Genomic DNA, 18,107 nt, shown 5'->3' with positions numbered 1-18,107 from the left:
GACATCAGCCCGACCTATGTCCAGCTAGGCGGTACGCCGGCTACGCCTCGTCGCACACCCGGGTCAAAAGGCCAACTCGCAGGCCTTCGGCAACCACAACACCGCTACCGTGCCCCGGATCCAGTACAGCGACCAGCGGTTCCACGCATGCCGGGGCTCCGGCCCCACCGAGCCGACCACCTGACAATGCGGTCCCTGGGTGAACTGACCGGAACCTCGTCGGTTTCCCCGAGGGGTTCGGCCCCTTGACGATGTGGTGGCCCGAGTCCGTCATGTTGAGCGGGCTCGGGCCACTCGGCCGCAACAGGTTTCCCTCGGCACCGATACGGCGCCGATGCCCGGCCGATCCTGTGCCGGTTGGGCGGCTCCGCTATCCGTGCCGTTGCACGGCCTCGGCCGCCAGGGTGGTGAGCACCGTGGCCGCCTCGGCGGAGACCGGTGCCTCGGCCAGCGCTGCCAGCGCGGCGTCGGTGCGTACCTTGATCATCTGCTCGATCCGGTCCAGCGCGCCGGTCGCCACGATGATCGACCGCAGCTCGGCCGCACCGTCCGGATCCAGCTCCGGGTTGCCGAAGAGCGCCTTCAACCGCTGCGCCTGGGCCCGGTCGGCACTCCCCCGGGCCAGCGCCATCATCACCGTCGGCTTGCCCTCGCGCAGGTCATCCAGAATGGACTTGCCGGTCAGCGCCGGGTCGCCGAAGACCCCGAGCACGTCGTCACGGAGCTGGAACGCGTCGCCCAGCGGGTCGCCGAACGCCGCCAGCGCGCCGAGCAGCTCCGGCGAGCCGGCCGCCAGCGCGGCACCGATCTGCAACGGCCGAGTCACCGTGTAGCGGGCCGCCTTCATCCGCACCACCGTCAACGCGCTCGCCACCGACCCGTCCCCCACCCCGGAGACCAGGTCGAGATACTGGCCCGCGATCACCTCGGTACGCATGGTCGCGAAGACGCCGTACCCCTGGTGCACCTCCTCCGGGGTCAGCCCCGACTCGTGGAAGAGCTGGTCCGCCCAGGCCGCGCAGAGGTCACCGCAGAGCAGGGCGGTGCTGCGCCCGTACGAGGCCGGATCGCCGCGCCAGGCGGATCGGGCGTGCAGGTCGGCAAAGAGCCGGTGCACCGAGGGCTCGCCCCGGCGCCGGTCGCTGCCGTCCATGATGTCGTCGTGGATCAGCGCAAAGGCGTGGAACAGCTCCAGCGCGGCGGCGGCGGCCACGATCGGGGTACCGTCCGCACCCCCGGCGGCCCGCCAGCCCCAGTAGCAGAAGAGCGGGCGCAGCCGCTTGCCGCCGGCCAGCACGAACCGGTGCAGGGTGGTGAAGACGCCCCGGGGCGCACCGTCCGGCCAGTCCGGGTCCTGGCGGTCGAGGAAGGCGACGAGCTGGGCGTCGAAGCGCTTCCGAAGCTCGCCCAGATCCACCTCCGGCACGGTCGCCGTCATGGCCGCCCTCCCCCGGCAGCGGCGGCGGAATCCGCACCGCCAGCACTGCCAGCGGCGGGAGCGGCACTGCCAGCAGCGGAATCCGCACCACCAGCGGCGGGAGCGGTGCCGGCGAGGCGGAGCAGCAGGCTCTTGACCTCGGTGGCCTGGTAGCGGTCCCGGGCCGCCGACCGGTCCGAGCAGATCAGCACCGGGGCGTCCGCCGGATCGGCGGGCAGCCGGCCGTGCGAGCCGCGTACCGCCCGCGCGCCCGCGTCCAGCCCCACCACGCTCATCAGGTAGCGCATCCCGAGCTTCTTCCGGGCCAGCGCCACCGCCGCCCGGCGCTTCGCCGCACCCGGCGCGGCCGGGTCGAAGAAGAGCTCCGCCGGGTCGTACCCGGGTTTGCGGTGGATCTCCACCAACCGGGCGAAGTCCGGGGCCCGGGCGTCGTCCAGCCAGTAGTAGTAGCTGAACCAGGCGTCCTGCTCGGCGACCAGTACCAGCTCGCCGGCCCGCTCGTGGTCCAGCCCGTGCCCGGCCTTGCCTGCGGAGTCCAGCACCTCGGCGACCCCGGGTAGCCCGGCGCAGAGCTTCGCCACCGCCGGCACGTCGGCCGGATCCCTCACGTAGACGTGCGCGACCTGGTGGTCGGCGACCGCGAACGCCCGGGACGTCCACGGGTCGAGGTATTCCATCCCGTCCTGGGTGTAGACCCGGAGCAGCCCTTCGGTGCGGAGCAGCCGGTTCACGTCCACCGGCCGACTCACCTCGGTGATGCCGTACTCCGATAGCACCACCACGGTGGCGTTCCGGGCGGCGGCCGCGTCCAGCAGCGGGCCGAGCACCGAGTCGAGTTCGGCCGCGGCGGCCGCCGCCTGCGGGGACGACGGGCCGAAGCGTTGCAGGTCGTAGTCGAGGTGCGGGACGTACACCAGGGTCAGGTCGGGATTCTTCTCGGCCATGATCTGCTCGGCGGCCCGGCAGATCCACCGCGACGACGGCAGCCCTGCCCCCGGCCCCCAGTACGTGAAGAGCGGAAACCCGCCCAGCTTTCCGGTCAGCTCGTCGTGCAGCTCCGGCGGGTCGGTGTAGCAGTCCGGCTCCTTGCGCCCGTCGGCGTAGTAGATCGGCCGGGGCGTCACCGTCCAGTTCACGTCGGCGCCCATCGCGTACCACCAGCAGACGTTCGCCACGGTGTAGTCCGGGCGCTCCCGGCGGGCCGCCTGCCAGACTTTCTCCCCACCCATCAGCGCGTGGTGCTGGCGCCAGAGGAAGACCTCGCCCAGGTCGCGGAAATACCAGCCGTTGCCGACGATGCCGTGCTCGGCCGGCAGCGCCCCGGTGAGCAGCGTCGCCTGTGCCGAGCAGGTCACCGCCGGCAGCACGGTACCGAGTTCGGCCCGGCAGCCGGCGTCGGCCAGGGCGCGCAGCCGGGGCATGTGGGCGAGCAGCCGGGGCGTCAGCCCGACCACGTCGACAACCACCAGTGGACTAGCCATCATGCCTCCTCGGCGCGGATGCGGGGGCGGCCGGGGCCCCGTAGGTCCCGGGCACGTCACCGGAAACCTCGGTCAGCCCGAGCGCGACCAGTTCGTCGCGGGCGAAGGCCAGCTCGGCGGCGATCCCGCCGGCCAGCTCCGCGTCCGATCCCGGGCGCTGCGCGACCGGCAGCACCCCCCAGGTGTACGTCTCGACGTCCAGGTGGTCGCAGCCGGCGACCGGCCCGGCGAACAGCTCCCGCAGCGCGTCCCGGAGCACACCGACGGTGGACTCCAGCGGCGCGGCGGGTACGGCGTGCAGCGGTACGTGGTAGTGCACCCGCCACGGGCCGGGCAGGTTGGCGTCCAGCGCCGCGTCCAGGTCGTCGGCGGCATGCGCCGGGTCGGCCGGATCGGCGGCCCGCCCGCACTGCTGCGCGCGGGTCTGGTGCAGGAAGCGCGGTTCGACGTACCCGCGCAGGGTGTCGGCGGCGGCGACCGGGTCGGCGGCGGCCAGCGCCGCCGAGACCTGCACCTTCACCACCGGCAACCCGGCGGCGCGCAGCCGGCCCAGCGCCTGCGCCGGCTCCTCCCAGGCGCAGGCGAGGTGGGCCAGGTCGAGGCAGATGCCGAGCCGGTCGGTGTCCACCCGGGACAGTGCGGCGACCGCCTGACCCGTCGACTCGACCACGCAGCCCGGCTCCGGCTCGAAGCCGACCCGCACCGCCCGGCCGGTACGCCAGGCGATCTGGGTCAGCCCGCCGGCCAGCTCGTCCAGCACCCGGGCCGCCCGGTCGGCCTGGCGCTGCTCCCAGGGCTCGCGCCAGGCCAGCGGCAGGGTGGAGACCGAGCCCCGCACGGCGTCGTCGGGGAGCAGGTCGACCAGTACGGTGGCCAGGTTCAGGGTGTAGACCAGCCGCTCCCGGGTGGTCCAGTCCGGGTGGTAGACGGCCTGCTTCACCACCGGCGCGTGGAAGGACTGGTAGGGGAACCCGTTCAGGGTCACCACCTCCAGCCCACGCGCCACCAGCTCGGCGCGGAGTTGCCGCCGGGTCTGCGGGTCGGCGGCCAGCCCGGCGGCCACCGGCGCGGCCAGCCAGAGCCCCAACCCGAGTACGTCGGCGGCCAGCCGTTCCCGGATCGGCACCGCGTACGTGTCGAGCTGCCCCAGCACCCCGGCCAGGTCCTCGGCCGGATGCACGTTGGTGCAGTAGCTCAGGTGCACCAGTTGCCCGTCGGCGTGCCGCAGCCGCATCAGCTACCGCCCCGCAGGATCGAGTTCCCCTCGAAGGTGACGGGTGCCCTGTCGGCCGGCCCACCGGCATCGGCCTCGGCCGGCCCGTCGGCGTCGGCCGGCCCGTCCGCGTCGAGTTCCAGCCGGCCGGACTGGCCGTAGAACTCCACCGGGTTGCGCCAGAGCACCCGGTCGACGTCGTCGGCGTCGAACCCGGCGGCCAGCATCGCCTCCCCGGTGGCCCGGGTCAGCAGCGGGTCCGACCGGCCCCAGTCGGCGGCCGAGTTGACCAGCATCCGCTCGGTGCCGTACTTGCGCAGCAGCTCGACCATCCGCGGCGGCGACATCTTGGTCTCCGGATAGATGGAGAAGCCGAGCCAGCAGCCGGTGTCCCGGACCAGCGGCACGGTCACCTCGTTGAGGTGGTCGATCACCACCCGGCCGGGGTCGAGCCCGGACTCGGCGACCACCGCCAGGCTGCGTTCGGTGCCCCGGGCCTTGTCCCGGTGCGGGGTGTGCACCAGCGCCGGCAGTTCGTACTCGACCGCCAGGGCGAGCTGGGTGGCGAAGACCTCGTCCTCCTCCGGCGTCATCGAGTCGTAGCCGACCTCGCCGACCGCCACCACGCCGTCCTTGTCCAGATAGCGGGGCAGCAGGTCGAGCACCTCCCGGCAGCGCGGGTCGTTGGCCTCCTTCGGGTTCAGTGCGATGGTGGCGTGGTGCCGGATGCCGAACTGGCTGGCCCGGAACGGCTCCCAGCCGACGAGCGCGTCGAAGTAGTCGACGAAGGAGGCCGCGCTGGTCCGGGGCTGACCGAGCCAGAACGCCGGCTCCACCAGGGCGCGTACCCCGGCCTCGGCCATCCGCTCGTAGTCGTCGGTGGTCCGGGAAGTCATGTGGATGTGCGGGTCGAAGATCCTCATCACGCCTCCTCCGCGCCCGGCGCGGTCGGGGTCCCCGACCGGTCGAGCGCGCTCAGTCGATCCAGCAACGCGGTCGCGTCGGCCGGCATGTCCCGGCCGGCCGCCCGGCGCTCCTGGGCGAAACCGGCCAGCATGGTGGCCAGCTCGGCGTCGGCCCGCCGGTCGAGCCCGTGCACGGCGACCAGCGGGATCCCGGTGAAGACGCACTTGAGTACCGCCTGCCGCCAGGCGGCCTGGTCGAGCCGGTCCGCGTACGGGCCGAGGGCGGCGGCGACCAGCCGGGTGTCGTTGGTGCGGATCGCGTCGTGCAGCAGCGGGACTCCGGCGTCGCCGACCGGCAGCAGCGGCAGCGCCCGGAGCACCGCCCGCTTCTCGGCCGCGTCGCCGTACCGGTAGCGGGTCTCGACCTGACCGGGCAGCTCGGTCGGGGGCAGCGCGGCCAGCAGCAGCACCCGGGCCGCGTCGTCGGCGGTCCAGTCCGGCAGGTCGGGCAGGGGTGCCCGGCCACACCTGCGGCCGGCCGCCGCGAAGAGCCGGCCGATCGCGGCCGGTTCGGCCCCGACCCGGCGTAACGCCTCGGCCAGCCAGTCCCGGTCGGGCGGCCGCCCGTCGGGTACGGCCAGCAGCGCCGCCCGCAGTCGTTCCAGTTCCGGTTCCGGTTCCATCCGGTCCTCCCCAGTCTTTCCGGTGTGGATGGTGGTCGCGGTCCCCCCGGTGGTGGTACGTCGTTCAGTCCGGTGTGCCGGTCACCGCCCCGCCTCCGGCACGGCGCCGGTCCGTGCCTCGGTGAGCCCGGCCTCGGTGGCGGCGGTGCGGAGGAAGTCGATCGAGTGCGCCGCCACCGAGGGGGCCGCGTGCGAGTGCCGGGGCAGCTCGACGGCGACCAGCCCGGCGTAACCGGCCTCGGCCAGCGCCCGCAGTACGGGCGGAAAGTCGATTTCGCCGGTGCCGAACTCGAGGTGCTCGTGCACGTCCCGGCGCATGTCGTCGATCTGCACGTTGACCAGGTGCGGAGCCACCTGTGCGACGCAGTCGGGCACCGGCTGCGGCTCCAGGCACCGGCAGTGCCCGATGTCGAGGGTGATGCCGAAGCCCGGTGGGGCACCCAGGGCGTCCCGCAGCCGCCACCAGTCGGCGATCCCGGCCACCAGCATGCCCGGCTCCGGCTCGAACCCGAGTGGCATCCCGGCGGCGCCGGCGACCTCGACCAGTTCGGCACAGCCGGCGACCAGCCGGTCCCAGGCGGTTGCCGGGTCGACGCCGGCGGGTCGTACGCCGGACCAGAAGGAGACCGCCTCGGCGCCCAGGTCGGCCCCGATCGCGACGGCCCGGCGGAGGAACTCGACCCGCAGCGCGTTGTCGTCGTGCAGCAGCGTCGGCGCGTGCTTGTGCCAGGGGTCCAGCAGGTAGCGTGCCCCGGTCTCGACCACCACCCCGAGGCCGTGCGCGGCGAGGCTCCGGCCGACGGTCGCCACCCGGGCGGCGAGCTCCGGGCCGAACGGGTCCAGGTGGTCGTGGTCGAGCGTCAGCGCCACGCCCTGGTAGCCGAGGTCGGCGATCACCCGCAGCGCGTCGTCCAGCCGGTGGTTGGCGAAGCCGTTGGTCCCGTACCCGAACCGCAGCCCTGGCAGGACGGAGCCGGCAGCGGCGGCGCTCACGTCGGCGACACCAGTCGGGCGAGCCGGCGCCCGCTGGCCCGGTGCGGCGGCATCTCCTGCGGCGCTCACGTCGGCGACACCAGTCGGGCGAGCCGGCGCCCGCTGGCCCGGTGCGGCGGCATCTCCTGCGGCGCTCACGTCGGCGACACCAGTCGGGCGAGCCGGCGCCCGATCGGGGCGGCGGCGGCCACCGCGACGCCGAGCAGCGCCGCGCCGGCCCGGGCGACCAGCGCGCCCTGTAGGGCGGGCAGGCCGGTGATGCCGGCGCCGACCGCGGCCCGGACCCGGGACGCCTGCGGGTCGGCCGCCACCCGGGCCTGCGCGGTGCCGTACTGGAGGCTGTACCAGCCGGCGAGGGCGGCCGGGACGAGGGTCTGCCAGCCGGGGCGGCGGGCCGGCTCGGCGGTGTCGCCGGCCCGGCGCCGGGCGACCGCGGCGGCGGCCACCGCGGCGGTACCGGCCAGGGTCGCCGCCGGCAGCGCCCGGGTCGCCCCGGAGACCTCCCGCCGGGAGAGTTCGGTGACCGTGTACGTGTGCGCGGCCACCGTCAGCGCGGCCGGCACCGCCCGGACCACCCGGCCCCCGCTGGCGCCGAGCAGCACGTCCAGCCCCCGGCAGGCGGCCATCACCGCCGGCCCGGCCGGAGTGTTCTTGGCCCGCAGGTCGTACGCCCAGACCGCGCCGGCCAGCGGCACCGCCACGGCCAGTGCCCGACGGCCGCCGGCCAGCCCGGCGAGCCCGATCCCGGCGGCGGTGAGCCCGGCCGAGACGCCGAGGGCGAGTCCCGGCGACACCCGTCCACTCGGGATCGGCCGCTCCGGCCGCTCCCGCGCGTCGAGTTCGCGGTCCGCCCAGTCGTTGGCGGCCATCCCGGCCCAGTAGAGCAGCACCGACGCCCCGGCCAGCCCCGGTACCCGACGGTCCAGCGCGTCGGCGGCGGCCGCCCCGGCCACCACGTCCCCGGGTACGGAGAGCGCGGCCGGCGCCCGGACCAGTTCGGCCAGGTCACGCAGTGACGGCATCCGCGCCTCCCGAGGTCGGCTCGGCGTCCAGCTCGCGGACGAAGGCGCGCAGCGTGGCCCACTGCTCGGCGAGGGCATGCGGTACCTCGCCGAGCGGATCCTTGAAGAAGAACGCCAGCTCGGTCAGCGGGCCGGTCCGGCCGGCCCGGTGCGCGGCGGCGGTCAGCCGGGCCAGGTCCAGCACCAGCGGTGCGGCCAGCGAGGAGTCGCACCCGTGCCAGGTGAACTCCATCCGCATCGGGGTGCCGAGGAAGCCGGAGAAGGTGACGAGGTCCCAGGCGGTCTTGAAGTCGCCGATGTCGTCGACGTACTCGATCCGGGTGTTGCCCTGCGGGACGTAGCCCAGGGTCTCGCCGAGTACCCGCTGCTTGCTGGCGGACTTGGCCGCGTTCGCCGCCGGCTCGGCCAGGTTGGCGCCGTCGCCGCCGCCGAGCAGGTTGGTGCCGGACCAGCTCCGTACCCGCAGGTGCCGCATGGCGAACATCGGCGCGAGTACCGACTTCACCAGCGTCTCACCGGTCTTGCCGTCGTGCCCGGCGTACGGCAGGCCGGCCCGCTGCGCGAGTTCGGCCAGCGCGGGCAGCCGGGCACCGGTGGACGGCGTGAAGTCCACATAGGAGCAGCCGGCGGTGAAGGCGGCGTAGGCGTACGCGGAGCTGGCCGGCAGTGGGCTGCCCCCGGCGAGCGCGGCGTCCAGTTCGGCGAGCCCGGCGTACGCCGGGTGCGGGTCGGGGGCCGGCTCGGTGGAGGAGACGTTGACCACCACCACCCGGTCCAGCCGGTGCCGTTCGCGGAATCCGGTCAGGTCGGCGGCGATCGCCTCGACCACGGCCGCCTGCGGGCCACCGGTCGGCGCCGGGCGCAGCTCGGCCTCGACCGTGCCGAGCTCCTCGGCCAGCGCCGCCACCAGCCGGGCCGGCAGCACGCCCGCCTCGGCCAGCGCCTCGGCCTTCTTCACCAACGGGGTGGTGGCGATGTCGTGCCCACCGAAGACCAGGTCGGCCAGGGCCGGCAGGGCGGGGGTACGCAGGGCCGGCAGCTCGGTCACGCAGCCCGTCGGCTCGGCGAGCCCGGCCCGCAGGGCCAACGCCCCGACCGTGCTGGTCACCGCGACCGAACCTCGCCCGCCAACCAGCCAGACACCCGTACGCATCAGTGCTCCTCCCTCCGGTGCCGGCACGGCCCTGGGCCGACCGGGGGTGTACGACGAAACCAGGCCATATGCCTGATCGACCCGCCGAGTCCGCCTATCGGGACATCTTGCCTCTCAGCCGAGAAAAGCGCCCCGCCCGCCCGACCGTCGCGGTGGAACATCCCGTGCGGCAGCGCCGGAGTCGGCGGCAACGACACTGCTCGGGTCCGTGACCGTGCGGGCGGACGGGGCTTGGTAGGCAGGGCCGGTCGGCGTCGCGGTCCTGCCTCCCCCGATCCAGGGCGACCGGGCGGCGGGGGTTGCCGGCTCCGGTCGCGGTTCCCTGTGGAGTTGTGCGCCGCCGGCCGCTGAACCTTTGTCCCCCGGAGCCCCGCGGCGCGCTCACGCACCGCGTCGGACCTTGCGGTCCGCCGCACCGCGCGGGGAGGTGGTGAAGGTTCACTGTGCAGGGCCGGGGCGAAGTCGTCGGGCGATCCGGTCCGGGTCGGGTGGCCCGGACCTGGTCGCGGTTTCGGGTCCGGTCCGGGACGTCGGACCGGGGTGGTACCACCGGTTGGGGGTCAGCCGGCGCGGTTCCGGCGTCCGGTGCGGCCGGGGAATCCCGGTCCGGCCGCACCGGACGGCCGTGTCACCTGTCGCACGACCCGGCCGGAGCGGGCTCCGCCGTGCGCGTGCGCACTCCTTCCGGATCGACCTCCGTCCGGTCGCGGGGCGCAACCGCGACCGGACCCTCGCCGGCCGTTCCGGAAAGCTTCTCGGGTCGGGTTGACCGGCCCGAGCCCGGGCCGGGCCACCCGACGGGTGGGCAACTACCTCCGGCGGTGCCGGCTGCACGCCGGGGCGGCGGGCAGCCGGGGTACGCCGGTGTGCACGGGTTACGCGGTGACCGGGGCGGGCACCGGTTCCACCGCGGTCCAGGACGAGCCCAGCTCCGCCGAGCGCGCCACCGCGTCCAGCACGAGCTGGACCTGGAGCGCGTCGGTGAACGACGGAGTCGGGTCCGATCCGGTGGCGATCGCCGCGAGGAAGTCCCGCAGTTCGTGCGTGAACGAGTGCTCGTACCCGATGATGTGCCCCGGCGGCCACCACGCCGCCATGTACGGGTGGTCGCCCTCGGTCACCAGGATCCGCCGGAAGCCCTGCTCGACCCCCGGCTCGGAGGCGTCGTAGAACTCCAGCTCGTTGAGGCGTTCGAGGTCGAACGCCACCGAGCCGAGCGAGCCGTTGATCTCGACTCGCAGCGCGTTGCGCCGGCCGGTGGCGAACCGGGTCGCCTCGTAGGTGGCGAGCCCCCCGCCGTCGAGCCGGGCCACGAAGACCGCCGCGTCGTCGACGGTGACCTGGCCCATGGCGGCTCCGGCACCGTCGGCCGAGGCGGCCAGCCCGCTTGACTCGGCCGGCAGCGGCCGCTCCTTGACGAAGGTTTCGGTGATCGCGCTGACCCCGGTGATCCGCTGACCGGTGACGAACTGGGTCAGGTCGATGATGTGCGCCCCGATGTCGCCGAGCGCACCGGACCCGGCCTTGTCCTTCTGCAGCCGCCAGACGAGCGGGAACTGCGGGTCGGTGATCCAGTCCTGCAGGTAGACCGCGCGGACGTGCCGGATCACGCCGAGCCGGCCGGAGGCGACCAGCTCCCGCATCAGGCTGACCGCGGGGACGCGGCGGTAGTTGAACCCGCACATCACCCGTACGCCCACCGTCTGGGCCTTGGCCGCCGCGGCGACCATGGCCCGAGCCTCCTCGACCGTGTTGGCCAGCGGCTTTTCGCACAGTACGTGCTTGCCCGCCTCCAGGGCCGCGATGGTGATCTCGGCGTGGCTGTCGCCGGGCGTACAGACGTCGACGATGTCGATGTCGTCCCGGGCGATCATCTCGCGCCAGTCGGTGGTGTGGCCCTCCCAGCCGAGCCGGCCGGCCGCGTCGGCGACCTTGGACTCGTCCCGGCCGCAGATCAGGGCCATCCGGGCACGTACCGGCAGGTCGAAGACGCGGTTCACGGTCCGCCACGCCTGCGAGTGCGCGGCGCCCATGAACGCGTAGCCGACCATGCCGACCCGCAGTTCTTTCTCATTCGTGGACAAGGTGGGTCTCCCCCCGGTGTGTCAGAACCCGAGCTTGCCGTACTGGCTCGCGTTCTCTTTCGTGATCGTCTCGGAGGCCAAGGTGATCTCCTTCGGCACCTGCAGCTCGACCAGGTCGGACATGCCCTTGCCCTGGCCGATGAGCCGGGCCAGCGAGATCGCCGACGAGGCCATCGACGGGCTGTAGGTGACGGTTGCCTTCAGGACGCTGTTGTCGGCCGCGATCGCGTCGATGGCGGCCTTGGAGCCGGCGCCGCCGACCATGATGAACTCGGAGCGGTTGGCCTGCTTGATCGCGGCCAGTACCCCGATGCCCTGGTCGTCGTCGTGGTTCCACAGCGCGTCCATCTTGGGCAACGCCTGGAGGAGCTGCGAGGCTTCGCTCTGGCCGGTGTCGGCGGTGAACTGGGCGGAGCGCCGGTTGGTCACCTTGAAGCCGTAGACGGCGAGTTCGGCGGCGAAGCCGGCGGACCGCTCCTGGGTCAGCTCCAGCGCGTCGATGCCGGCGATCTCGCCGATGATCGGGTTGGCGATCCCCTTGGCCTTCATCTGCTCGCCGATGTAGCGGCCCGCCGCCACGCCCATACCGTAGTTGTCGCCCTTGATCTGGAGCCGGTACGCCAGCGCGTCCGGGAACGCCCGGTCCAGGTTGACCACCGGGATGCCGGCCTTCATCGCCTCCAGCCCGGACGCGTTCAGCTCCTTGCCGTCGTGCGGCAGCATGACGATGACGTTCGGCTTCTGCGAGATCAGCGTGGAGAGCGCGGCCCGCTGGGCGGCGGCGTCGGCACCGGCGGCCACCGTCTTGAACTCCACGTCCGAGAAGACCTTCGCCTGCGCCTCGGCGTTCTTGGTGATGGCGGCGAGCCAGCCGTGGTCGGCGGCCGGGGCGGAGAAGCCGATGACGACCCGCTGGCCCGGCGCGCTGTTCGGGTTGGCCGCGTTGTCCGCCTCCTTGACCTGCTCGTTCCCGCCGGAACCGGAGCCGGTGTCGTTGCTGGTGCAGGCGGTGAGCAGGGCGCCGGCGCCCACCGCCGCCCCGCCGAGCAGCAGCCGGCGGCGGGACAGGTCGCGCACCGGCCGGAGCGGATCGTGCTGGGTCATGACGACCTCCTGGTTATTTCGACTTCGGGTGGGGTGAGGTGGGTGGGGTCCGCCGGCCGGTGGCCGGTCGGCCACCGGCGGCGGGTGCCACCGGATTGCTGCGGTGCGTCAGTTCGTCGAGGTGAGCTTGTTTCTGCCGAGGAGCTGGGTGACCGACTTGAACCGGAACTGCTGGACCAGCACGGCGGCGACGATGATGCCGCCCTTGACCATGTTCTGCGCCTCGGTGGAGAGGCCGTTGATCGCGAACAGGTTGGTGATGGTGGCGAAGATGATCACACCGAGCAGGGAGCCGATGATCGTGCCCCGGCCGCCGCTGAGCAGCGTGCCACCGATGATCGCCGCGGCGATCGCGTCGAGTTCGTAGAGGTTCGCCATCGCCGCCTGTGCGGAGTTGGCCTGCGCGGTGAGCATGATCGCGGCGATTCCGCAGCAGAGGCCGGAGAGCGCGTAGAGCAGCATGCTGTGCCGGCGTACGTTGATGCCGGCCAGCCGGGCCGCCTCCGGGTTGCCGCCGACCGCGACCGTACGCCGGCCGAAGGTGGTGCGGTTGAGCAGTACCCAGCCGGCCGCCACCACCGCGGCGAGGATGTAGACCAGCACCGGGATGCCCAGGAAGTCGGTACTCGCGATGCCGTTGATGGTCGCGTTGTTGGAGACCTGGGTCTGCTTGTCGGAGATCTCGGCGGCGAGACCCCGGGCGGCGACCAGCATGGCCAGGGTGGCGATGAACGGCACCAGCCGGCCGTACGAGATCAGGAAGCCGTTGACCAGCCCGACGCAGACCGCCACCACGATCGCGGTGAAGATCATCCCCCCGGCGCCATAGCTCTGGGTCGCCACCGTGGTGCTCCAGACCCCGGCCAGCGCCACGATCGCGCCGACCGAGAGGTCGATACCACCGCCGATGATCACGAAGGTCATGCCCACCGTCACCACGCCGACCACCGAGGCCAGGGTGAGGATCGAGAAGATGTTCGCCCGCACCCAGGACGGGTCGCCGTACAGGTCGGGGCGGGTGACGATGCCGATGATGATCAGCACCACCAGTACCCCGACCAGGCCCAGGTTGCGCCGGAACGTCTCACCCGCGTCGCCGCTCCACCGGCCGTTTCCGTTCGCGGGCGCACCGGCACCCTGGTGCGCCGGCGCTCCGGCCGGCGCCGGCGACACCGGCGACGGCCGGTCGACGGGCGGCGCCGCCCCCGCCGGCGCGGCGGTCTCGGTACGTTCGGTCACGCTGGCGCCCCCTCCATCAGCGACCCCGCCATCACGAGGTCGAGCACGGTGTCTTCGTCGAGTTCTCCGGCCGGGGCCTCGTGCACCACCCGGCCCTCCCGCATCACCAGGACGCGGTCGGCCAGGCCGAGCACCTCCGGCACCTCGCTGGAGACCAGCAGTACGCCCACTCCCCGGCCGGCCAGCGCCCGGATCACCTGGTAGAGCTCGGCCCGGGCACCGACATCGACGCCCCGGGTCGGCTCGTCCAGCAGCAGCAGTTTCGTGTCGCCGAGCAGCCAGCGGCCGACCACGACCTTCTGCTGGTTGCCGCCGGAGAGCGTCCGGACCGGTCGCCGGACGTCCCGGGGCCGCAGCTCCAGCCGGTCGGCGACCTCGTTCGCCTCGGCCCGCTCCCGCCGCGCGTCCGTGAAGCCCAGCCTGGCCCAGCGGGTGAAGGTGGCCAGCGTGACGTTGCGGTAGATCGGCTCGCCGAGCAGCAGCGCCTGGCTCTTGCGCTCCTCCGGGGCCATCCCCATCCCGGCCCGGACGGCGGCGCCGACACTGCCCGGCCGGACCGGCCGGCCGGCCATCGAGACCGTGCCGGAGGTGGCCCGGCGGGCGCCGAAGATGGTCTCCAGCAGTTCGGAGCGGCCCGAACCGACCAGTCCGGCGATGCCGACGATCTCACCGGCCCGCACGGTCAGCGAGACGTCGGCGAACTCGCCCTCCCGGCCGAGTTCCCGCACCTCGAGCAGCTTCTCCGCGACCGGCCCGGCGGCCGGGCGGTCCGGGAAGACGTACTCGATGGTCCGGCCGGTCATCCGGCTGACCAGGTCGCGGGTCGGGGTGGACCGGGCCGGCAGGTTCGCCGCGGTGGTCCGGCCGTCCTTGAGTACGGTGACCCGGTCGCCGATCTCGCGGATCTCCTCCAGCCGGTGCGAGATGTAGATGACCGCGATGCCCTGCGCGGTCAGCTCCCGGATGATCCGGAACAGGTTGCCGACCTCGTCGTGCGCCAGTACCGCGCTCGGCTCGTCCATAATGATCAGTCGTGCCTCGTGCGAGAGTGCCCGGGCCATGCTGACGATCTGCTTGCCGGCGGACGGCAGCGAGCGGACCATCCGGCGGGGCGGGATCTCCGGGTGCCCGAGCCGGGCCAGGATCTCCCGGGTCTGCCGGGCCATGTAGCCGCGCCGGACGAAGCCGAGCTGGCGGGGCTCGTGCCCGAGAAAGGCGTTCTCGGCCACCGACAGGTCCTCGACCAGGTCGAGTTCCTGGTAGATGGTGGCGATGCCGGCCTTCATCGCGGCCTGCGGGTTGCCGAACGAGACCGGCTCGCCGAGCCACTCCACCTGCCCGGAGTCGGGCTGGTGCGCGCCGGAGAGCACCTTGATCAGCGTCGACTTGCCGGCACCGTTCTGGCCGAGCAGGCAGTGCACCTCGCCGGCCCGTACCTCCAGTTGCACCCCGTCCAGGGCGCGTACCCCGGGGAAGGTCTTCACCACGTCGGTGAGCCGGAGGACGACCTCGCCGGGCACCGTGTCGGCGGGCGGGGTCACCAGCGGCGGCGGGTCGCCGACCGGGCCGGTCCCGTTCGGGCTCTCCACGCTGGCCGGGGCGCTCTCGTCGGCGCCGGTCCGCTCGTCACGACCGGACCGCTCGTCCTGTTCGGTCATGCCGCCTCCTCGCTGCGCTCGTCGCCGTCATGACCTGGTCGACCGAGCCGGCCGAGGCCCTCGCTCCGCCCGGTCATGACGCCTCCGCGAACGCGACGTCGGTGGCGAGCACGGCGGCGCCGGTGACGCCGGCCCGGGGACCGAGTTCGGAGAGCACCACCGGCAGGTTGCCGGTGGCCAGCGGCAGCGAGCGCCGGTAGACCACGCTGCGGATCTCGGCCAGCAGGATGTGGCCGAGCTGGGCCAGCCCGCCGCCGATGACGATCATCGACGGGTTGGCGAAGCTGACCAGGCCGGCCAGTACCCCTCCGACCCGCCGGCCACCGTCGCGGATCAGCCGGATGCAGGTCACGTCCCCCTCGATGGCGCCCTCGGCGACGTCGAGCGCGGTGACCGTACCGGTGGCGGCGAGCCGCTCGGCCAGCGCCGGTGACGCGCCGCTGCGGGCCGCCACGGTGGCCTCCTTGGCCAGCGCGGCGCCGCTGAACAGCGCCTCCAGGCAGCCGACGTTGCCGCACGAGCACATCGGGCCGTGTGAGTCGACCTGGATGTGCCCGATGTCCCCGGCGCAGCCGTCGGTGCCCCGGTAGACCTCGCCGGAGAGGTAGATGCCGCAGCCGATGCCGGTGCCGATCTTGACGAACAGGAAGTCGTCGACCGAGTGCGCCACCCCGCCGTGCCGCTCGCCGATCGCCATGATGTTGACGTCGTTGTCCACCACCGCCGGGCAGCCGTGCTCGCGGGTCAGCAACTCGCGGACGGGGAAGCGGTCCCAGCCGGGCATGATCGGCGGCGAGACCGGTACGCCGTCCCGGAAGCTCACCGGCCCCGGTACGCCGATGCCGACGGCGTGCAGCCGCTCGTACGCCCCGTCGACCTTCGCCTTGTGTAGCAGTTCGTGCACCCGTTGCAGTATCACCTTGGGGCCGGAGCGGATGTCGGTGGTCTCGGCGTACGCGGCGACGGGTTCGAGCCGGCCGTTGACCACCTCGACGTCGATCGAGCTGGCGCCCAGGTCGACGGCGGCGAACCGCAGGTCGGGGCTGAGTTCGACCAGCGTGGAGCGGCGCCCGCCCCGGGAGGCGGCGAGTCCGGCCTCCGCCACGTAACCGAGGCTGACCAGCCGCTCCAGCTCGGCGAGCAGGCGCGGCCGAGGAATCTGCAGCCGGTCCGCCAGTTCGGCCCGGGACACCGCACCCTCGTCGCGCAACAGCCTCAGCAGCCGCAGATGCAGCGCTTCCGGGGTGCGCACAGGGACTCACCTCCGTCAGGCATCCGTTCACGTCGACGCAACGCCAGCGCGTTGTGTTCGACACAGTAGGAGCCTTCCGGAGGGGATGTCTAGAGCTTCATCCAAAATGACGCTAACTTTTGTCCTGATGGACGAAAGTTAGTTGTTGATCAAGGAAAGGACGGAGGAGGTCCCGGGTCCTCAATCGCGATCCCGTTTCCTGAGTTTGCGGTCGTCGCGGAGCGAGACGTACGGCTCCCGGTCCGCCGGCCCACCCATCCGGATCGTCCGCTCCCGCTCCAGCTCCGCGCTCAACTCCGCGCCGAGCAGGATGGCCACGTCCGAGAGCCAGACGAGGAAGACGATCACTCCGGCCAGCGACCCGTACGTCCGGTTGTACGAGGCGAAGAAGCTGACGTAGAGCGCGAAGCCGGCGGAGACGACGGCCCAGAGCAGCACGGCGAAGATGCCACCGGGACTGATCCACCGGAACCGCTGACGCGCGTTCGGCGCCGCCCAGTAGAGCACCGTGAAGATCAGGCTGACCAGCAGCACCAGTACCGGCCACTTGCCGATGTCCCACGCCGTCACTCCGGCCTCGCCGACCCCCAGCCGCCGGCCGACCTGGGCGGAGAGCCGCCCGCTGAACACCAGGAGCACCAGGATCCCGGTGAGCAGGATGTCCCGCGCGGACGGCGCGGGCACGACGTCCCGGATCACGTTCTGCACCCCGCGCACCGCCGCGTCGCCGAGCAGCCCCAGCACCGCCACCAGCACCAGCAGGGCCGGGAAGAGCGACAGCACCCCGTAGTAGGTCAGCGCCGCCGCCCAGTCCGTGACGTTGTCCGCCTGCGCCTCCCGCAGGGTCCGGCGCAGCACCTCGGCCCAGGCGCTGCGGGGCAGCCGGCCCGGCGACGTGGACATCTGTTTGCCAGTCATGCCGCCCTCCTCGCCACGGCGCCGCCGGACGACGCATTCCAGCCGGCGCTACCGGCCAACTACTTAAAGTAGCCATCCGAGACGGCTGCGTCGGTCCAACGGCCAGGGCCGGGCCGGCGAACTCCCCGGGCACGTCCGGCCTCACTTGCAGAGCAGCCGGCCCATCCGGCGGCCGGCGACGACCAGGCCGAGCGCGGTCAGCGCGAGCAGGTAGACGACGTCGAGGAGTTCGCCCCAGCCGCCGCCCTGCACGGTGATGCCCCGGACCAGGTGCACCGCGCGGTAGAGCGGCGTCACCTCGATCACCCAGCGCAGCACCGAGGGGTACGCCTCGGCCGGCACGAACGTCCCGGAGAAGAGGAAGAGGGCGAACTGGGCCGAGCCCATCAGGTCGAAGTCCTGCCAACTGCGCATGAAGGTGGAGAGCGCCATGCCCAGCGCGCCGAACGCGAATCCGACCAGTACGGCGGCCGGAAAGGCGATCAGCGCGCGTATGCCGCTGGTCAGGTCCAGCCCCACCATCACGGCCAGGAACGCCGCCGAGTAGAGAGTGCCCCGCAGCATCGCCCAGCCCAGTTCGCCGAGGGCGATCTCGAACGGCTGCACCGGGGTGGCGAGGATCCCGTCGTACAGCTTCATGTACTTCATCTTCCCGAAGAAATTGAACGTCGTTTCGGCCAGCGCCCCGCTCATCGCCGAGGCGGCCAGCATCGCCGGCGCGACGAAGGCCGCGTACGACACCACTGTGCCGGCGGGCAGCGTCAGGTCGCCGACCAGCTCCCCCACCCCGACGCCGATGGAGAGCAGATAGAGCAACGGCTCGAAGAAGCCCGAGATCAGCACCACCCAGTACGCGGACTTCAACGCCGCGACGTTGCGCTCGGCCACCGAGGCCGCGCGGCGGGGTGCGCCCTCGAAACTGATCAGCCGAGGCAGGACGATGCTGACCACGGAACCCTCTCTC

Annotated in this window: 15 protein-coding genes; all 15 read right to left on the bottom strand. The window is 73.0% G+C overall.

Translation table 11 applies throughout. From position 1 onward, the window contains the following. Nucleotides 1-370 precede the first annotated feature (370 nt). On the bottom strand, nt 371-1,438 hold the full coding sequence (locus R6Y94_RS26995; RefSeq protein WP_318398661.1) for a polyprenyl synthetase family protein: 1,068 nt from the start codon (nt 1,436-1,438) through the stop codon (nt 371-373). Next, a complete protein-coding gene (locus R6Y94_RS26990) occupies nt 1,435-2,919 on the bottom strand; it encodes an alkaline phosphatase family protein (RefSeq protein ID WP_318398660.1) in 1,485 nt (494 codons plus the stop codon). The genes R6Y94_RS26995 and R6Y94_RS26990 overlap by 4 nt, the downstream gene beginning before the upstream one ends. Continuing rightward, a complete protein-coding gene (gene eboE / locus R6Y94_RS26985; RefSeq protein WP_318398659.1) occupies nt 2,912-4,153 on the bottom strand; it encodes a metabolite traffic protein EboE in 1,242 nt (413 codons plus the stop codon). The genes R6Y94_RS26990 and eboE overlap by 8 nt, the downstream gene beginning before the upstream one ends. Next, nucleotides 4,153-5,055, bottom strand: a complete 903-nt coding sequence (locus tag R6Y94_RS26980) for a TatD family hydrolase (protein WP_318398658.1) — start codon at nt 5,053-5,055, stop codon at nt 4,153-4,155. Before R6Y94_RS26980 ends, eboE begins: the two co-directional genes overlap by 1 nt. Then, on the bottom strand, nt 5,055-5,720 hold the full coding sequence (locus R6Y94_RS26975; RefSeq protein ID WP_318398657.1) for an EboA domain-containing protein: 666 nt from the start codon (nt 5,718-5,720) through the stop codon (nt 5,055-5,057). Before R6Y94_RS26975 ends, R6Y94_RS26980 begins: the two co-directional genes overlap by 1 nt. An 81-nt stretch (nt 5,721-5,801) precedes the next feature. Continuing rightward, on the bottom strand, nt 5,802-6,713 hold the full coding sequence (locus R6Y94_RS26970; RefSeq protein WP_318398656.1) for a sugar phosphate isomerase/epimerase family protein: 912 nt from the start codon (nt 6,711-6,713) through the stop codon (nt 5,802-5,804). A gap of 134 nt (nt 6,714-6,847) precedes the next feature. After that, on the bottom strand, nt 6,848-7,735 hold the full coding sequence (locus R6Y94_RS26965; RefSeq protein WP_318398655.1) for an SCO3242 family prenyltransferase: 888 nt from the start codon (nt 7,733-7,735) through the stop codon (nt 6,848-6,850). Further along, nucleotides 7,719-8,888: an inositol-3-phosphate synthase gene (locus R6Y94_RS26960; protein ID WP_318398654.1), complete on the bottom strand. Its 1,170-nt coding sequence runs from the start codon at nt 8,886-8,888 to the stop codon at nt 7,719-7,721. The genes R6Y94_RS26965 and R6Y94_RS26960 overlap by 17 nt, the downstream gene beginning before the upstream one ends. Before the next feature lie 875 nt (nt 8,889-9,763). Beyond that, entirely contained in the window at nt 9,764-10,939 is a 1,176-nt protein-coding gene (locus R6Y94_RS26955) for a Gfo/Idh/MocA family protein (RefSeq protein WP_412102896.1), read from the bottom strand. A 54-nt stretch (nt 10,940-10,993) separates the two neighbouring features. Continuing rightward, entirely contained in the window at nt 10,994-12,076 is a 1,083-nt protein-coding gene (locus R6Y94_RS26950; protein ID WP_318398652.1) for a substrate-binding domain-containing protein, read from the bottom strand. Between the two features lie 108 nt (nt 12,077-12,184). Beyond that, the gene (locus R6Y94_RS26945) at nt 12,185-13,315 is read right to left on the bottom strand and encodes an ABC transporter permease (RefSeq protein ID WP_318398651.1); all 1,131 of its coding nucleotides are present in this window, start codon (nt 13,313-13,315) and stop codon (nt 12,185-12,187) included. Beyond that, nucleotides 13,312-14,973, bottom strand: coding sequence for a sugar ABC transporter ATP-binding protein (locus R6Y94_RS26940; RefSeq protein WP_318398650.1), 1,662 nt, complete (start codon nt 14,971-14,973; stop codon nt 13,312-13,314). Before R6Y94_RS26940 ends, R6Y94_RS26945 begins: the two co-directional genes overlap by 4 nt. 73 nt (nt 14,974-15,046) lie before the next feature. Further along, the gene (locus R6Y94_RS26935) at nt 15,047-16,225 is read right to left on the bottom strand and encodes an ROK family transcriptional regulator (RefSeq protein ID WP_318398649.1); all 1,179 of its coding nucleotides are present in this window, start codon (nt 16,223-16,225) and stop codon (nt 15,047-15,049) included. A gap of 180 nt (nt 16,226-16,405) precedes the next feature. Further along, nucleotides 16,406-17,143 carry a YihY/virulence factor BrkB family protein gene (locus tag R6Y94_RS26930; protein WP_318398648.1) on the bottom strand — a complete coding sequence of 246 codons (738 nt, stop codon included), beginning with the start codon at nt 17,141-17,143 and terminating at the stop codon, nt 16,406-16,408. Between the two features lie 141 nt (nt 17,144-17,284). Continuing rightward, the gene (locus R6Y94_RS26925; RefSeq protein WP_318398647.1) at nt 17,285-18,094 is read right to left on the bottom strand and encodes an ABC transporter permease; all 810 of its coding nucleotides are present in this window, start codon (nt 18,092-18,094) and stop codon (nt 17,285-17,287) included. Nucleotides 18,095-18,107 lie beyond the last annotated feature (13 nt).

The sequence above is a fragment of the Plantactinospora sp. KLBMP9567 genome (genome assembly GCF_033446045.1).
Lineage (GTDB): Bacteria > Actinomycetota > Actinomycetes > Mycobacteriales > Micromonosporaceae > Plantactinospora.
Note: the sequence above shows the minus strand (reverse complement) of the source record. Positions and strands in the feature narration are given on the sequence as shown.